This is a genomic window from Chitinophaga niabensis (genome assembly GCF_900129465.1).
GTDB classification, from domain to species: domain Bacteria; phylum Bacteroidota; class Bacteroidia; order Chitinophagales; family Chitinophagaceae; genus Chitinophaga; species Chitinophaga niabensis.
Genome location: NZ_FSRA01000002.1, coordinates 2,629,632 through 2,645,088 on the forward strand (window position 1 = coordinate 2,629,632; position 15,457 = coordinate 2,645,088).

General features: G+C 46.2%; 11 protein-coding genes. 7 read left to right on the forward strand and 4 right to left on the reverse strand.

Features of this window, described 5'->3' with window-relative positions:
* Nucleotides 1–23: 23 nt before the first annotated feature.
* Both BUR42_RS28105 and BUR42_RS29935 read left to right on the forward strand, forming a co-directional pair.
* Nucleotides 24–2,198, forward strand: a complete 2,175-nt coding sequence (locus BUR42_RS28105; RefSeq protein ID WP_074242849.1) for a cation:proton antiporter — start codon at nucleotides 24–26, stop codon at nucleotides 2,196–2,198.
* Nucleotides 2,199–2,245: 47 nt separating this feature from the next.
* Nucleotides 2,246–2,392 carry a hypothetical protein gene (locus tag BUR42_RS29935; protein WP_200798379.1) on the forward strand — a complete coding sequence of 49 codons (147 nt, stop codon included), beginning with the start codon at nucleotides 2,246–2,248 and terminating at the stop codon, nucleotides 2,390–2,392.
* Here the strand turns inward: BUR42_RS29935 and BUR42_RS28110 are convergent.
* Entirely contained in the window at nucleotides 2,373–5,249 is a 2,877-nt protein-coding gene (locus BUR42_RS28110) for a glycosyl hydrolase (RefSeq protein WP_074242850.1), read from the reverse strand. The two genes, BUR42_RS29935 and BUR42_RS28110, sit on opposite strands and share 20 nt — an antisense overlap.
* A gap of 131 nt (nucleotides 5,250–5,380) precedes the next feature.
* On the opposite strand from BUR42_RS28110, the gene BUR42_RS28115 reads away from it, so the two are divergent.
* On the forward strand, nucleotides 5,381–6,877 hold the full coding sequence (locus BUR42_RS28115) for a PepSY-associated TM helix domain-containing protein (RefSeq protein WP_074242851.1): 1,497 nt from the start codon (nucleotides 5,381–5,383) through the stop codon (nucleotides 6,875–6,877).
* On the opposite strand, the gene BUR42_RS28120 is transcribed toward BUR42_RS28115, so the two are convergent.
* Nucleotides 6,878–7,339, reverse strand: coding sequence for a YciI family protein (locus BUR42_RS28120; RefSeq protein WP_074242852.1), 462 nt, complete (start codon nucleotides 7,337–7,339; stop codon nucleotides 6,878–6,880).
* Between the two features lie 163 nt (nucleotides 7,340–7,502).
* On the opposite strand from BUR42_RS28120, the gene BUR42_RS28125 reads away from it, so the two are divergent.
* Nucleotides 7,503–8,348, forward strand: a complete 846-nt coding sequence (locus BUR42_RS28125) for a TIM barrel protein (RefSeq protein WP_074242853.1) — start codon at nucleotides 7,503–7,505, stop codon at nucleotides 8,346–8,348.
* 45 nt (nucleotides 8,349–8,393) lie between these two features.
* Here the strand turns inward: BUR42_RS28125 and BUR42_RS28130 are convergent, their stop codons facing one another.
* Nucleotides 8,394–8,831 (reverse strand): VOC family protein, encoded by a 438-nt coding sequence (locus BUR42_RS28130; RefSeq protein ID WP_074242854.1) that lies wholly within the window; start codon nucleotides 8,829–8,831, stop codon nucleotides 8,394–8,396.
* Nucleotides 8,832–9,074: 243 nt separating this feature from the next.
* Between BUR42_RS28130 and BUR42_RS28135 the strand changes: the two genes are divergently transcribed.
* The 3 genes from BUR42_RS28135 to BUR42_RS28145 are packed head-to-tail and all read left to right on the forward strand — an operon-like array spanning nucleotide 9,075 to nucleotide 15,005.
* Nucleotides 9,075–10,634, forward strand: a complete 1,560-nt coding sequence (locus tag BUR42_RS28135) for a hybrid sensor histidine kinase/response regulator (RefSeq protein ID WP_074242855.1) — start codon at nucleotides 9,075–9,077, stop codon at nucleotides 10,632–10,634.
* Between the two features lie 13 nt (nucleotides 10,635–10,647).
* A complete protein-coding gene (locus tag BUR42_RS28140) occupies nucleotides 10,648–14,181 on the forward strand; it encodes a response regulator (RefSeq protein WP_074242856.1) in 3,534 nt (1,177 codons plus the stop codon).
* The gene (locus tag BUR42_RS28145; protein ID WP_074242857.1) at nucleotides 14,178–15,005 is read left to right on the forward strand and encodes a CheR family methyltransferase; all 828 of its coding nucleotides are present in this window, start codon (nucleotides 14,178–14,180) and stop codon (nucleotides 15,003–15,005) included. The genes BUR42_RS28140 and BUR42_RS28145 overlap by 4 nt, the downstream gene beginning before the upstream one ends.
* Here the strand turns inward: BUR42_RS28145 and BUR42_RS28150 are convergent.
* Nucleotides 15,002–15,385: a response regulator gene (locus BUR42_RS28150; RefSeq protein ID WP_074242858.1), complete on the reverse strand. Its 384-nt coding sequence runs from the start codon at nucleotides 15,383–15,385 to the stop codon at nucleotides 15,002–15,004. The two genes, BUR42_RS28145 and BUR42_RS28150, sit on opposite strands and share 4 nt — an antisense overlap.
* Nucleotides 15,386–15,457 lie beyond the last annotated feature (72 nt).

Below are 15,457 nucleotides of genomic sequence, written 5' to 3' on the forward strand. Positions count from 1 at the left end.
AGAATGATCGTAAATTAACAGCCATGAAAGGATTGGTTTTATTAATGGATTTCAGCTTACCGCTGAAGGATCCAGTGCCTATATTCTCGTTGGTTTTGTTCATTATCCTGCTGGCGCCCATTATTTTGCGAAAATTCCGGATTCCCAGCATCATAGGACTGATCTTAGCGGGAATGACCATTGGAGACCATGGGTTTAAGATCGTAGAGAAAGGAAGTATCGACCTCTTCGGAAATGCCGGGTTATTATACATCATGTTCCTCGCCGGTCTGGAACTGGACATGACGGAATTCCGGAAGAACCGCCACCGCAGTCTTGTTTTCGGTGCCTTCACCTTTTTTATTCCGCTTATTATGGGATATGTGCTTTGCACGTATGTGCTGCACTTTAATCTCATGGCTTCCCTGCTGATCTCCAGCATGTTCGCCACCCATACCCTTGTAGCCTATCCATTGGCCAGCCGCCTGGGCATCACTAAAAATGAAGCAGTGACGGTAGCCGTAGGGGGCACGATTATTACAGATACTGCCGTACTACTCATACTCGCCATCATTACCGGGGCCGAAGCCGGGAATCTGAACACGGCCTTCTGGTTAAAACTGGGTATTTCCCTGGCGATCTTTGCAGGCATTGTGTTGTGGGGATTCCCCATTATTGGCAGATGGTTCTTTAAAAAGATCAAAGACGATAAGACCTCCCATTTCATATTTGTACTGGCACTGGTTTTCCTCGCAGGCTTTTTAGCAGAACTCGCCGGTGTGGAAGCTATCATTGGGGCTTTCCTGGCAGGGCTTGCCCTCAACCAGCTGATCCCGCATACTTCCCCACTCATGAACAGGATGGAATTTGTGGGCAGTGCGTTATTTATTCCTTTCTTCCTGATCAGCGTAGGCATGATCGTAGATCTCAGGGTATTGATGAAAGGCCCTGAAGCATTGATCATAGCTGGTGCTTTAACGGCCATGGCCCTATTCAGCAAATGGCTGGCCGCATTTTTCACCCAGCTTTCCTTTGGTTATTCTGCCACACAGCGGAACATTATATTCGGCCTCAGCAGTTCGCATGCTGCTGCCACCATTGCCGTGATCCTGATCGGTTTTAAGATGGGCATCATCAACGAAAATGTACTTAACGGCACCATTATCCTCATACTGGTCACCTGCATGGTAGGCTCATTTGTAACAGAAAGCGCCGGCCGTAAACTCGCGATCAGGGAAGCAGAGAAAAAGCCGGAGATCACCGGTGGCCCTGAAAAGATCCTGATCCCCATTGCCAATCCGGAACGCATGGAGTCCCTGATAGATTTTGCATTGATGATAAAAGACCCCGCCAGCAGTGAACCTATTCATCCACTGGTAGTGGTGCAGGACGATGCGGAAGCCCGTGATAAGATCTTTGTAAGTAACAAAATGATGGAGAAGGCAGTGATCCATGCTGCTGCCTCTGAAAGTAATGTGCAGGTAGTAACGCGTGTAGACCTGAACGTTACAGACGGTATTTCCCGCACGGTGAAAGAACTATTCATCTCTGATGTGATCCTGGGCTGGAGTGATAAGAACAGTGCCACAGACCGCCTCTTCGGCAATATCTTTGGTACCACCACAGATAACGTTTTGCAAAGCGTATGGGAAACCGTATTCATCTGCCATTTTAATCATCCTCTCAATACCACCAAAAAGATGGTGCTGGTATTGCCGAAGAACACCGAATACGAACTGGGATTTGCGCATTACCTGCAAAAGATCGTACTGCTTGCCAAACAGGCCGGTGCTAAAATGGTGATCTATGCAGGCCGTAAAACACAGGCTGCCGTGCAGAAATTTATCAGCAATACCAAAATCAGTGTGGAAGTAACTTTCCGTGATCTTGAAAACCTGGAAGACTTCTTAGGGCTGGCCCGCAGCATTTCCCGCGATGATCTGCTGGTAGTGGTTGCTGCCCGTAAAGGAACCCTGTCCTACCAACCATACCTGGAAGGTACACCTGCAAGGCTGGGCAGGCATTTCAAGGATAACAACGTACTGCTGATCTATCCTGAACAAACTGCCACAGAAAACAGTGAGCCGGGTATACAGGATGGTGATATCACCCTGATGCCGATCCAGGAACAACTGGTAAATATCAACCGGATCAGTAAAGCTGTTAAACGCATTTTTAAAGGAAATAAACCGAAAGGAAAAATGGAGGACGAAGAATAGGCTGGCATGGTTTTCCTGGTCTCTTTATTTCATCAAATCTTTCAAAGATGAAAAGTAAACAGCAAATGCCCAGGCCAGAGATCAGGGACAATCTTGACAGCCGTAAGAATGAAGAGCAGGATTTTAAAGGGGATGATATGACCCACAATAAAAAAGCCCGTAAGGACGATAAGCCTAAAAAGAAGAAGCCCTGATCGTCACCGGGCCTGTAAGGCCTGATGGCAGCAAAGGTGAATCAGGTTTATAAGGACTATACGTTGTAAAAGTATATCGTCCGCTTGTCCGCTTTTTGCCTTCCAGCAGCCACGCAGGCCATTGACCGTTCTTCACACCATCATCCGGTAGTTTTGCATCCCCTATCAGCCTGTTGGGCCAGAGGTTCACCACTTCTATTTCCAACAGGTTGTTTTTTTGCAGGGCGGTTGTAATATCCACGCTCCATGGTGCTGTCCACAATATGCCGAGGTCTTTGCCATTCAATTTTACACGGGCCAGGTTCTTTACTTCTCCCAGGTCTAAATAATAACGTTGATTGTTTTTTGCGAAAGGGAATTGCTTGCGGTAAATAGCTGTGCCGGAATAATATTTAATTCCTTCCTCCGGCCGTGTAGTCCAGTCCTGCAATTGATCAAAAGTGATCTTTGAGGGGCCACCCCATTTAGGGTCAAATGAAACCTGCCATGCGCCTTCTAACGTATCTGCAATATTTGTTTTTATAAAATTCTTTTTACCCGCCATTGCAGCTTTGCCTTTTTCAAATACAATAAAGAAGCTCTGGTATGGTTCAAATGTGAGCGGAATAGTAGTAGTACCGCTTTCTGTTTTAAACTCAGGCAACATGCGGGTAGTGCCTGTCAAAGGATCCCAGAGTTCCGGCGCACCCAGCGTTGTACGGAAAGTATTTTCGGTTTGTACCGCTTTATCCGTACGGTTGGATACAAAATAGATATCCCTGTTCTCCGTAACGCGGTGCGTATAACGGATGGCCCCTGTTGAAGAGAAGTCTTCTTTTACATCCAGTAATTTGGTGATGGCATCATAAGTTGGATATAATGAATCATAGGTTACATGCTGCAACTTTATGTTTTGAGCGATGGCCTGTAATTGCCCATCTGCGTTAGGATAATCCGTTAAACCTGGTGTTCGTGCAGGAGGCATGCCCACTACCAATGCGCCTTCTTTCACAAGAGATTGGATCTTTTTCAATAAGGGGATCGTCATTGTTTCAGAAGCAGGTAATACCAATACCCTGTAAGTGGCACCACCAGGGAATACAATACGTTTATCTTTCACACCGGCTTTGTATAATTGCCCGGGAGAGCAGCCATCAAAATTGTATCCTCTCCTGTCCGGCAAAAATTCATCTGCCGTTAATGCAGATAAAGGAGGTCTGAAAACATGTGGAGCGCCTTCCGGTGTAAGGTATAATATATCAGCTACCGAGCGCCCCTGTTGCAGGATGTATTGGCATCTTGAAATGTACCGGTGATAAGCATCTGCCATAGGCCACCAGGTTTGGCCCCTGTCCCAATGCACACCATAAGGTCCCATCGTCATGCCCGGTCTTAAAGAATCATTCAGTGACTGGTTGATGAAAGTATGATAGAAGAAGCGGTTAATGCCCATGGCGAAAGCCCAGTCTCCCTGGTTCTTTACAGACCCGGGATATTGTTTCCAGGATTCATTGTTCTCTGCCGTAAACGCTTCCGCCGCAATAACAGATGAGCCATTGATATGCCCGATGGAAGTGGCTTCAATGCAACTGAAGGAAGTATTATAGCCATATCCTTTACTCCAGAACTCACACATGGGAATATCTGCAAGGGCACCTTGTTCCAGGTCTGCAGTAGGATTCATGTCATAGGGTTCAATGGATAATTTAAACCCATTGCGGTGGCTGTAATCCTTTAAATGTTTTACATGGAAATCGAGTACCAGCTCCTGTGATGTCTGGCGGAGGTCCCAGAGGAAACGTTCACTGATAGCTGTACTTTCCACCACCTGGCCTAAATAAACAGGATAGAAAGGCTGGGGATCATATCCTCTCCGTTTGATGAACTCCTGCCTGAATGCTGCCGTCCAGTTCTGTGCGCCCATTTCCCAGCTATCCATATGCAGGTTCCTGAGCCCGCCACCGCTTGTTTTGCGTGGCCCTATCTTTCGTAAGAGTTTTCCCGTATAGGCTTCCAGGTGAGCATTCATGGCCACGGTATCAAACTTGTCCGCTTCAAATCCTAATCCGGGAAAAGGAGCGGGCCTTGTTACTGCTCCATTATTCCTGCTGCCGAACCGCATGATGGTCCAGTTGCCGGGAGGTACTTTCCACTGAAGCGTACCATCCTTTTGTAATTTATCCGTGAGTACAATGATCTGATCTTTGTTGATGGCGGGGCCTTCAGTTATTGCTGGTGTGAGGTAAGGTTTTACGCCTTTTACAGAGCTAAAGGGTGCGCGGTAATACAGCGCTTTTTCATCTGCATCTTTTATTTGATGTTCAGCGGAAGGAGTCGGGAAAGCCAATACGGCCACATCTTCATAGAACGCTTTCCACTGTGTTTTCATTACAGGGGTTAAACCCCCTTCCCCAAAGAAAGGTTTGCGCGGTTCAGGTATGGGGAGATTAACCGGTCCGGCAGATCCGCCAATCACTTTGGTAGTACTGGCTACGAGGTGTTGCATAGATTGGTTCGGAGTTACCCAGGGGCCGCCACTGCCGCTCCATCCGGGGCCAACACCTAATGTTATTTCAATGCCCAGTCTTTCCGCTTCATGAACAGCATGTGCAAACAGCTCCTGCCATTCTTCACTCAGAAAATCTACTTTACCACGCGGAACGCCCACATTCACTTCCAGGAACACCAGGTTCCCGATCCCCGCACGTTTCATGGATTCCAGGTCTGCCGTCATAGAAGTTTTGGATTGGTTGCCATCCATAAAGTACCAGTAAACACCCGGTCTTGCAGCAGGAGGTGGTTGCAGGAACCCGGCTTTTAAACTATCCGGCTTTTGCTGTAAAAGCATGATAAACAGAAAGAGTTGGGCGAGCGTCATAAAACTAAGATAACTTTTAGGAGGCTACAGGGCATCCTGTAGCCTCCTGCCTCTTCTTTTTCCCTATTGCGTAAAACTCTTTCCCTTTTGCGTAAACCAGGCACGTTGTTTTTTATCACATTTACGGTCTTATGAGACTTCAATGGGCAAAACATCAACAACGCTGGTTTGGGAAATGGCATGTATACCTGGGGATCATTGCAGGCGCTATTGTGGCATTTGTAGGAGTCACCGGCAGTATATTGGTGTTCCAGGATGAAATAGACCGGGCCTTGAACCCCGGGCTGTTCACCGTGATGGAGCAACAGCACAAGATGTCCTTTGCCGAGATCGTTCCGCTGATCCGGGAAAAACATCCGCAACTGCAATTCAGTTATATGATGATGGAGGTGGATGATAAACCCAACCTTGCTTACCGTTTATTCAATTTCAAAACAGAAGACGAATATTTCATCAACCCCTATACAGCAGAATTAAGTGGTAAACGCCTGCATGAAAGTTCCTTCATCCATATCGTAACAGAATTACACCGCACTTTACTTGTTCCCACAGTGGGAAGGTATATTGTAGGGATAGCCACGCTCTGCCTTTTAATTCTCACCATCAGCGGCCTTCGTTTATGGATCCCTGCCAAATGGAATCAGCTAAGGTCTGTACTGACGGTAAAGTTCAGCGCCGGTTTCAAACGTCAGAACTACGACTGGCACAACGTGCTGGGTTTTTATTCTGCTCCGGTAGTAACCCTGCTCTCCCTCACGGGCGTTTGCATCACTTTTTCTCCCCTGGTGATCGCATTGCTTTTTGTGCTGAATGGCCAATCGCCACAGGGTCTGGCAGCATTGTTAGGCGCTAAATCCGCTTATACAGAAGGAGCGCGTACCCTGCCTTTGAAGGACATTGTATCGCTGGCCGGTGAAGCCATGCCCGGCGGAAGGATTGCCGGGGTAGCTTTTCCTTCAGACAGTACTGGTAATTACCACCTGGATATAATAGGAGAGGGCCTGCCTAAAAGCGGTAAACGGGAAATGCTGATCCTCGATCAATACAGTGGTAAGGTACTGTTGAACAGCCGGACTGATTTCCCGAACGCGGGCAGCGCTTACTTAAGCTGGCTTACGCCTATTCACTATGGCAGCTTTGGCGGTATGCCCACAAAAATATTAGCGTTGCTGGGGGGGCTGATGCCCCTGGTCTTATTTGTAACCGGCTTCATTATCTGGTGGCCACGCTTCCGCAAGCAGAAAGAAAAAGTACGCAATGCAGAGATAGCAGACCTGATCGTGTTAACATTCCGCTATCGCTGGCATTATTTTTATTTCAACCTGAAAAAAGGATTCCGTTATGCTTTCTGGGTAGTGCTGAGTAGTATTGCCATTGGGGTTTTGTATGGCCTTCCCTCAGGCATAGTAGTACAACCTGCTGTATTTGCCGTTGCCTTCACCTGCCTGCTGGTGGTTGTTAATTTTGTAGTGGCACTGCCGGTTTGGGGCATTAACCTGCTTTTCTTTGCACCATTCCGGAGAGGCAGCCGGGGCATCATCCGTTATTTCGCCTGGTCTTTTTCTTTCCTGGTAGTATACCTTGCCTGTTATTTGTTATTGATGAATACAGGGATGCACATCTTCTGATCAGTGTTTCGTCTGCTCTACTTTTTCGTGGTACTCCAGGTATTTGGGCAGAGCGGCGGAGCCATACCAGGGATATATTTCAACATCGAATACTTTTTCTTTGATGGCTGCATCTCCTTCCAGCAGGCTATCTACTTCTTCCTTCGTTTTGGCGTTTAATACAAAGATGCCGCGGTACTGTTTATCATTTTTGCCCAGTGGCCCGGCAATAACCATCTTGCCATCCTTTACGAGTTTGTTGATGTTATCCATATGGCCTTTGAAAAGCTGGCCCATTTTTTCTTTGTCCGTCACCTGGTTACTGCCTGTTTTCAGGATCACCAGGTAATACATTTTCATACCATACTTATCGGCACCAAGGCTATCTGCCAGTGCTTTATCGTATTTGGGATTTTCTGACTGTGCGGAGGCATGTAAATAAGATGTGCAAACGAGCAGCAGGAGTAGAATGAGATGTTTCATGGTAGCACTGTTTGGCTCAAATATATCATGATTTGGCAGATCAGGGCTATTTTTGTAAATCACTGAAAATCATACACTTGACTATTTTAATTGCAATCCATTGCAAAAGCCGATTTTTTTAGAGAACTTGGCTTATCAGTCATTTACAATTAATCCATTAAACATGTCATCAAGAAGGGATTTTCTATTGCATGCCGCATTGGGTGTAGCAGCTACCACTGTTGCTCCATTCGTGGCCTCTGCCGGTAACGCTACTCGGAATATTGATAAGAAAGATCACCTGCCAGTGGGTATGGCAGGTTACACATTTGCCAAGTTCGATGTGGACAAGGCCATCGCGATGATGAACAGGGTAGCCATTAAGTATATTTCCATTAAGGATATCCATCTGCCGCTGAACAGCAGCGAGGAAAAGATCAAGGAGGTGCTGGGTAAATTCTCCGCAGGCGGTATCAATGTTTATGCAGTAGGAGTGATCTATATGAAAACAAAAGCTGCGGTAGACGAAGCATTCGCCTATGCGAAAAAAGTGGGTGTTCCTTTGATCGTGGGCGTACCTAATCCTGAACTGCTGGATTATACAGAAGAGAAAGTAAAGGAGTATAATATTAAGATCGCTATCCATAACCACGGTCCGGAGGATAAATTATATCCCGGCCCTAAAAATGTATACGACCTGATCAGGAACAGGGATGCGCGGATGGGTATCTGCCTGGATATTGGCCATGCCATGCGTGCCGGTGAAGAACCAGGGAAAGCGATCCGCGAATACAAGAACAGGATCTTTGATCTGCATATTAAAGATGTGACCCTGGCCGCGAAAGACGGAAAGGCAACAGAGATCGGAAGAGGGGTGATAGATTTCCCGGGCCTGATAGCTGCGCTGGATAAAGTGAAGTACCAGGGCATTTGCAGTATAGAATTTGAAAAGGATATGAATGATCCTTTACCCGGTATTGCAGAATCCACCGGTTATTTCAGAGGAGTGATCAATACCGTTGAAAAATAATCATCAAAGAGGGAAGTACACTACATACTTCCCTCTGCTTTTTATTTATGATGCATATGCCTGCTGTAATCCCTTCACATCTATCTTATTCATCGTAAGCATGGCATCCACTACTTTTTTCGATTTAACGGGATCTTTATCTCCCATCAGTTTCCCAAGGATAGAAGGGATGATCTGCCATGACAGGCCAAACTTATCTTTCAGCCATCCGCATCTTCCTTCCGAGCCGCCGTCTGCTGTTAATTTATTCCAGTAGTAATCCACTTCCTCCTGTGTTTCTACATTCACATAAAAAGAAACGGCCTCATTGAACTTGAAATGCGGCCCGCCGTTCAATGCCATGAATTGCTGCCCTTCTAACTCAAAGGTGGCAGACATGGGATTAATGTTACTGATCTTCGCATTTGTAAAAACGGTAGAATAGAAATTAATGGCTTCTTCCAGGTTGTTATCAAACCATAAGAATGGGGTGATCTTTTGCATTGTTGCTGTTTTAGGATACAAAACTACTGGCAGAAAACAAATTACAGTGGTGGTAAACGCGACATTAATGAGGTGGTTCACGACAATCGAAGAAAACCCCGGAGGCAGGCCCGGGTTTCCGCAACACATATACTGTGCCAATGTTAATCAGCTGTAAAACAGTGCTTTAGGTGTAGAGAAGAATCTACAGGCCTAAGGCTGTAAAATGTAATAAATTGCCTGCCTTTAGCTGCCCATTAAGTTATGATTCTAATAGTAGATGACCGTCCCGAAAATATTTATTCCCTACAAAAGCTGCTGGAGTTAAACCGCTATAAGGTTGATACCGCTTCTTCGGGGGAAGAAGCTTTACGGAAGATCTTAAAGAATACCTACTTTCTGATCATCCTCGATGTGCAAATGCCTGGCATGGATGGATTTGAAGTAGCAGAAGCGATCACAGGATATAGTAAATCGAAAGATATCCCTATCATCTTCCTTTCCGCCGTTAACGTGGAAAAGAAATTCATTGAAAGGGGGTATCTCACCGGTGGTTTGGATTATGTCACCAAACCCTTCGATCCGGACATCCTCTTATTAAAGGTGGGTACTTTCTACCGGTTGCATCAGCAGGCCCGGGAATTAAATGAGATGCAAAAAGTATTGCAGGATGAGATCACCGAACGAAAGAACGCCCAGGAGGCACTCGTGCAGAGCCTGGAGGAGTTACGTTCTGTACTCGAGTCTATTCCGCAGATTGCATTCACCCTGAATGAACATGGCCAGATCGAGTATGTGAATCAGTACTGGTATCGTTTTTCACCGGATAGATCACAGTTCCCGGATAATGACCATACGGTGATCCACAGTGTGGCTAAAGCTGTGGAAGATGGTCAGCCACAGGCTGTGGAAGTACTGCTCAAATCACTGGATACACAGGAATACAGGCATCATTCCCTTACTTTAACACCGGTACGCAAACAGGGCCAGGTAGTGAAGTGGGTAGGGATGTTCACAGATATCCATGAACAGAAGAAAACTACCCAGTTACTGGAAGAACGCGTGCATGAACGTACCAAAGCCTTGCAGGAAGCGAATAAAGAACTGGCGAACAGTAACCACGAGCTTCAGCAGTTTGCCTATGTAGCTTCGCATGACCTTAAAGAACCACTCCGCAAGATCCAGGTGTTCAGTAATATGATCAGCAGCAAGTTCGGGCACGAACAGCCGGAAGCGAACGGGTACCTGAACAGGGTAGTGCATTCTGCTGCAAGGATGAACAAACTGATCACAGACCTGCTGGACTATTCCAAATTAGCGATAACAGATGTTTTTCAACCTGCCAACTTCAATACCATTATCCTGGAGATCATGGATGATATGGAATTACTGATACAGGAAAAACAAGCAGTGATCAATGTAGGGGAGATACCTGTAATAGATGCCATCGCGGCACAGATCCGCCAGGTTTTTCAGAACATCCTCAGCAATGCACTCAAATTCTCCCGGGAAGGAGTACCACCAGATATCCGTATCACTGCAGATATTGTACGGGATCTGGCACCGGATAGCATAACAGATCAAAATGGTGCTTATTGCCGCATTGCAGTACAGGATAATGGAATTGGATTCAATGAATCTTATCTCCATAAAATATTCGTGATCTTCCAACGCCTGCATGGCAGGGCTGAATACGAGGGTACAGGTATAGGTCTGGCCATTGTGAAGAAGATCATTGATACACACAGCGGATTGATCACTGCCAGCAGCGAAGAAGGAAAAGGCAGCACTTTTTACATTTTACTACCCTTAAAACAATCATAATTTGTACAGGAAAATGAAATCAACTTTCCAGCGGAACCTGTTAATAGGTTTCGGGTTTTCATTAGTGTTGCTCATTTTTACCTCGGTTGCCTCTTATGTGAGTATACAGAACCTGGTCTTCAGCGCAGATATGGTAGATCATACCAACCAGGTATTACATGAGCTGGAAGCATCTATTTCAGGTATGAAAGATGCAGAAACCGCTCAACGCGGATTCCTGATCACAGGAAATGCTGATTTCCTGGAACCATACAAAGGTGCTGAGGATTCCATTAAAGCACATATCAATAACTTTCGGGACCTGACCACAGATAACCCGGCACAGCAGGAGGATGCTAAACGCCTGCAGGAAGCATCCACAAACCGGATGAAGATATTGAAGATCAATATCGATAAAAGTAAAAGCGGCCAGGAAGTAACATTGGCCGACATGGAAAGGGGGAAGCAGTACATGGACCAGGCGCGTGACCTGGTGAGCGCAATGAAGGACCGCGAACAAAAACTGTTACTCTCCCGTACAGAAAGGCTGAACGATTTTGCCGCCACTACTCCTACATTCATTATTATCGCCGCTTTACTGGCCATACTGATCACGGTGGTTTCATTCCTGAAAGTAAGCGCAGATTTCAGGCGCCGCCTGGAAATGCAACTGGAGCTGGAAGGGAAGGATGCTGATATCAGCAGGCGGATCAGGATCATCCAGGAGGTAGCTGCCAGGGTATCTGACGGGGATTATGAAATTCGTGTGGCAGATGAAGGAAAGGACGGATTAGGCATCCTGTCTGTTGCACTGAATAAAATGGCCGGCTCACTGAAATTTTCATTTGACCAGCTGAAAGATAAAGAATGGCTGCAAACAGGTATTGCCACACTGAACGACCGGATGCTGGGTGAATATGATATGCGCGTACTGGCCGGCCAGATCGTAGATCATATCACGGCCTATACGGAAAGCCATATAGCAGGATTTTATATAGCAGAGAATCAAGATACCCTTCGTTTTATAAAAGGTTTTGGTTTTGATGGAGAAGGAAATGAATATATCCCTTATGGAAAAGGCCTGGCAGGGCAGGCTGCGGAAAGCAAACGCATCCTGCATCTGAAAGAAGTAAAGGAAGACCTGCTGTTATTACACCATGCCTCCGGTACCATAAAACCGGCTAACATCATTGCCGTACCAATGTTCCATGAACGTATAGTGGTAGGGGTGATAGAACTGGCTGCGGCACAACCTTATCCGCAGCGGGTGCTGGAATTCCTCGAAGCGGCATCTCACACGATCGGTACGGTTATATTCGGAGTAGAAGGCCGTAAACGTTTACAGGAACTGCTGGAAGAAACCCAGTCACAGGCGGAAGAATTACAGGCACAGCATAACGAACTGGAAAATATCAACAGCGAACTGGAAGCACAGGCAGAGAAATTGCAGGCTTCGGAAGAAGAACTGCGTGTGCAACAGGAAGAACTGGTACAGGCTAATGAAGAACTGGAAGAACGTAACCAGCTGATCTTTGAACGGAACAGGGATATCCAGCAGAAAGTTTCTGAACTGGCGCTCAGCTCTAAATATAAATCAGAGTTCCTGGCCAATATGAGCCACGAATTACGGACCCCGCTGAATTCTATCCTCCTCTTGTCGCGCCTGATGGGAGAGAACAACAAACAGAACCTCACGGAAGAACAGCTGGAATACGCCGAAGTGATCCAGAATTCCGGGAAAGGCCTGCTCTCTCTTATCGACGAAATATTAGACCTCTCCCGCATTGAAGCCGGTAAAATGGACCTCAGCTTCTCTGAAGTGAACCTTCGGGAAGTGGCGCAGGAAATGAATGCGCTGTTTGCACCTGTTGCCAAAGAAAAAGGACTGGCTTTTGAGGTGCATACGGATACAAGGATGCCTGCCATGATTGAAACAGACCGGCAAAGGCTTGAACAGATCATACGCAACCTGCTTTCCAATGCATTGAAATTTACAGCAGAGGGAATGGTTTCGCTGAATATCGCACAGGATGATGATCCCGGTATGGTGGTATTTACAGTAAAAGATACCGGCATCGGCATTTCAAAAGATAAACAGGATGTGATCTTTGAGGCCTTCCAGCAGGAAGATGGCTCTACCCGCAGGAAATTTGGGGGTACGGGATTGGGGCTTTCCATTAGCAAAGAACTGGTGAAATTGTTAGGTGGCAGCATCCGGGTGAGGAGCGAACAGGGAACGGGCAGTGAATTTGAAGTACGCATACCTGTTACACCTGCAGCATATACTAACGCCATCACGGAAACAATACTGCAACCTGCAAGAGAGCAACGGTTTGTAAGTGCCGTGATCCCGGAACATGTGCTGGACGATCGTAAGGATGTAAACCCCGGCGATCCGGTGATCCTTATCATTGAAGACGACAGGACCTTTGCGCAATACCTGCTCGATTTCACCCGTCAGAAAGGATATAAAGGCATTGTAACTGTAAGAGGAGATGAGGCCCTGCCACTTACATTGCAATACCAGCCCAAGGGCATTCTGCTGGATATCCAGCTGCCGGTGAAAGATGGCTGGGAAATAATAGAAGAACTGAAAAATAACAGCGCTACCCGCCATATTCCGGTACATATAATGTCTTCTTACGAAGGCCGGTTTAAAAGCCTTTCTAAAGGTGCCGTTGATTTTATTGACAAACCGGTATCCTACAGCCGGATGGATGATGTATTCGCAAGGATAGAACATATCCTGAATAACAACTCCCGCAAGGTGCTGATCGTGGAAGAAAATGTAAAACATGCCAAAGCACTGGCTTACTACCTGGAAAACTTCTCGGTACATACACAGATCAGGAACAGTATCACAGATAGCATAGACAGCCTGCAGCAAAAAGAGGTGAACTGCGTGATCCTGGATATGGGAGCTTCCGGAGAACAATCATATGATATGCTGGACGAGGTGAAGAAACATCCCGCCCTGGAAAATATTCCCATCATCATCTTCACCGGCAAAAATATTTCCGGCGAAGAAGAGCAGCGCATCAGGCAGTATGCTGATTCCGTTGTTATTAAGGTGGCTAACTCTTATCAGCGTATTATGGACGAAGTATCGCTGTTCCTGCATCTGATGCAGGCCAAAAAAGAGGGAGAACGCCCGGGGAATGGTCTTGGTTTATTACAGGATGTATTGAAGAATAAAACAGTGCTGCTGGCGGATGATGATGTAAGGAATATCTTTGCGCTCACGAAAGCGCTGGAAACATATCAAATGCGTGTGATCTCTGCTATGGATGGTAAAGAAGCATTGAAGCAACTGAAAAAGAACCCACAGGTAGATATTGTACTGATGGACATGATGATGCCTGAGATGGATGGATATGAATCTACCCGCCAGATCAAAGCAGACCCTCAGTTTAAAAAACTGCCGGTAATAGCAGTAACAGCAAAAGCCATGAAAGGAGACAGGGAGAAATGTATTGCAGCAGGAGCTTCTGATTATATCAGCAAACCGGTGGACATTGATCAGTTATTATCATTATTACGGGTGTGGTTATACGACAGCAGCAAATGAGCGGACCTGAAGAATTGACGGATGATCAGATAGCACTCCTGCTTAAGGATGTGATGGAGGAGTATGGTTATGATTTTAGTGATTATGCCTTTCCTTCCCTCAGAAGAAGGTTGAACAGGTTATATACCCTGGATAAATTCCCGCACTTTGGAGCGTTTTATCAAAAGTTGATGCAGGACCCTGTTTACTTCCGGCATTTTGTAGAGGAGCTGACGGTGAATGTAACGGAGATGTTCCGGGACCCGGTATTCTTTCAGCGCCTGCGCGAAGAGGTACTGCCGGAACTGGCCCGTCATCCTTTTATCCGTATCTGGCATGCAGGTTGTTCCACAGGGGAGGAGGTCTATTCAATGGCCATCCTGTTAAAGGAAGCCGGTCTGCTCCAGCGTTCACTGTTATATGCAACAGATATAAATCCAGCCGTACTGGAGGTTTTAAAGAAGGGCATATATCCCCTTCGTTATATGAAGCAATATTCTGAGAACTATATTCAGTCCGGCGGCACACAGGATTTTTCCAGGTACTATACTGCCAAGTATGATTGGGCGAAGCTGGATGAAGGGCTGCAGAAACGGATGGTCATTTCCCCGCACAACCTGGTGTCTGATAGTTCATTTAATGAATTTCAACTGATCATTTGCAGGAATGTACTCATCTACTTCTCCAAAAAGTTGCAGAATAAAGCGCTGCAACTGATCGATAATAGTCTTGAGCCTACAGGTTTTATTGCATTAGGCGGAAAAGAAAGCCTCAAGTATTCCACCATTGCCCCACGCTATAAACAGTTGCCGCACCGGCAAAGGATCTGGCGGAAGATGGCTTAGAAATATTGTGCGAGGATATCCTTTAAAGAATTAATGTCGAATTGCTTAACGATGTAATCGCTGGCACCCAGTGATCTTGTTTCCGTTATATCCCTGGGGTCAGAAGAAGTGGAATAAATGATCACAGGAATGTCTGAAAGATGTGGGATGTTGCGGATAGCCGCCAGGCAATCCTTTCCACCCATACGCGGCATGTTGAGATCGAGGAAGATATAATGTGGCATAGGATTTTCCGGAGTGCTTAATAATTGCAGGCCGGCAGCGCCGTCATTGGCAGTAAGGAAGGATACTTTGTCATTTACATCCTGCAGGGCCAGTTTGAATATCTCCTGGTCATCCAGGTCATCGTCTATGAGCAGACAAGTGATTTTTTCCGCCATGGTTGTTTATTGTCTTAAGTAAAACAAATATAATAATTCCCACGCTGAGATTTGTATATTTAGTAATAATCC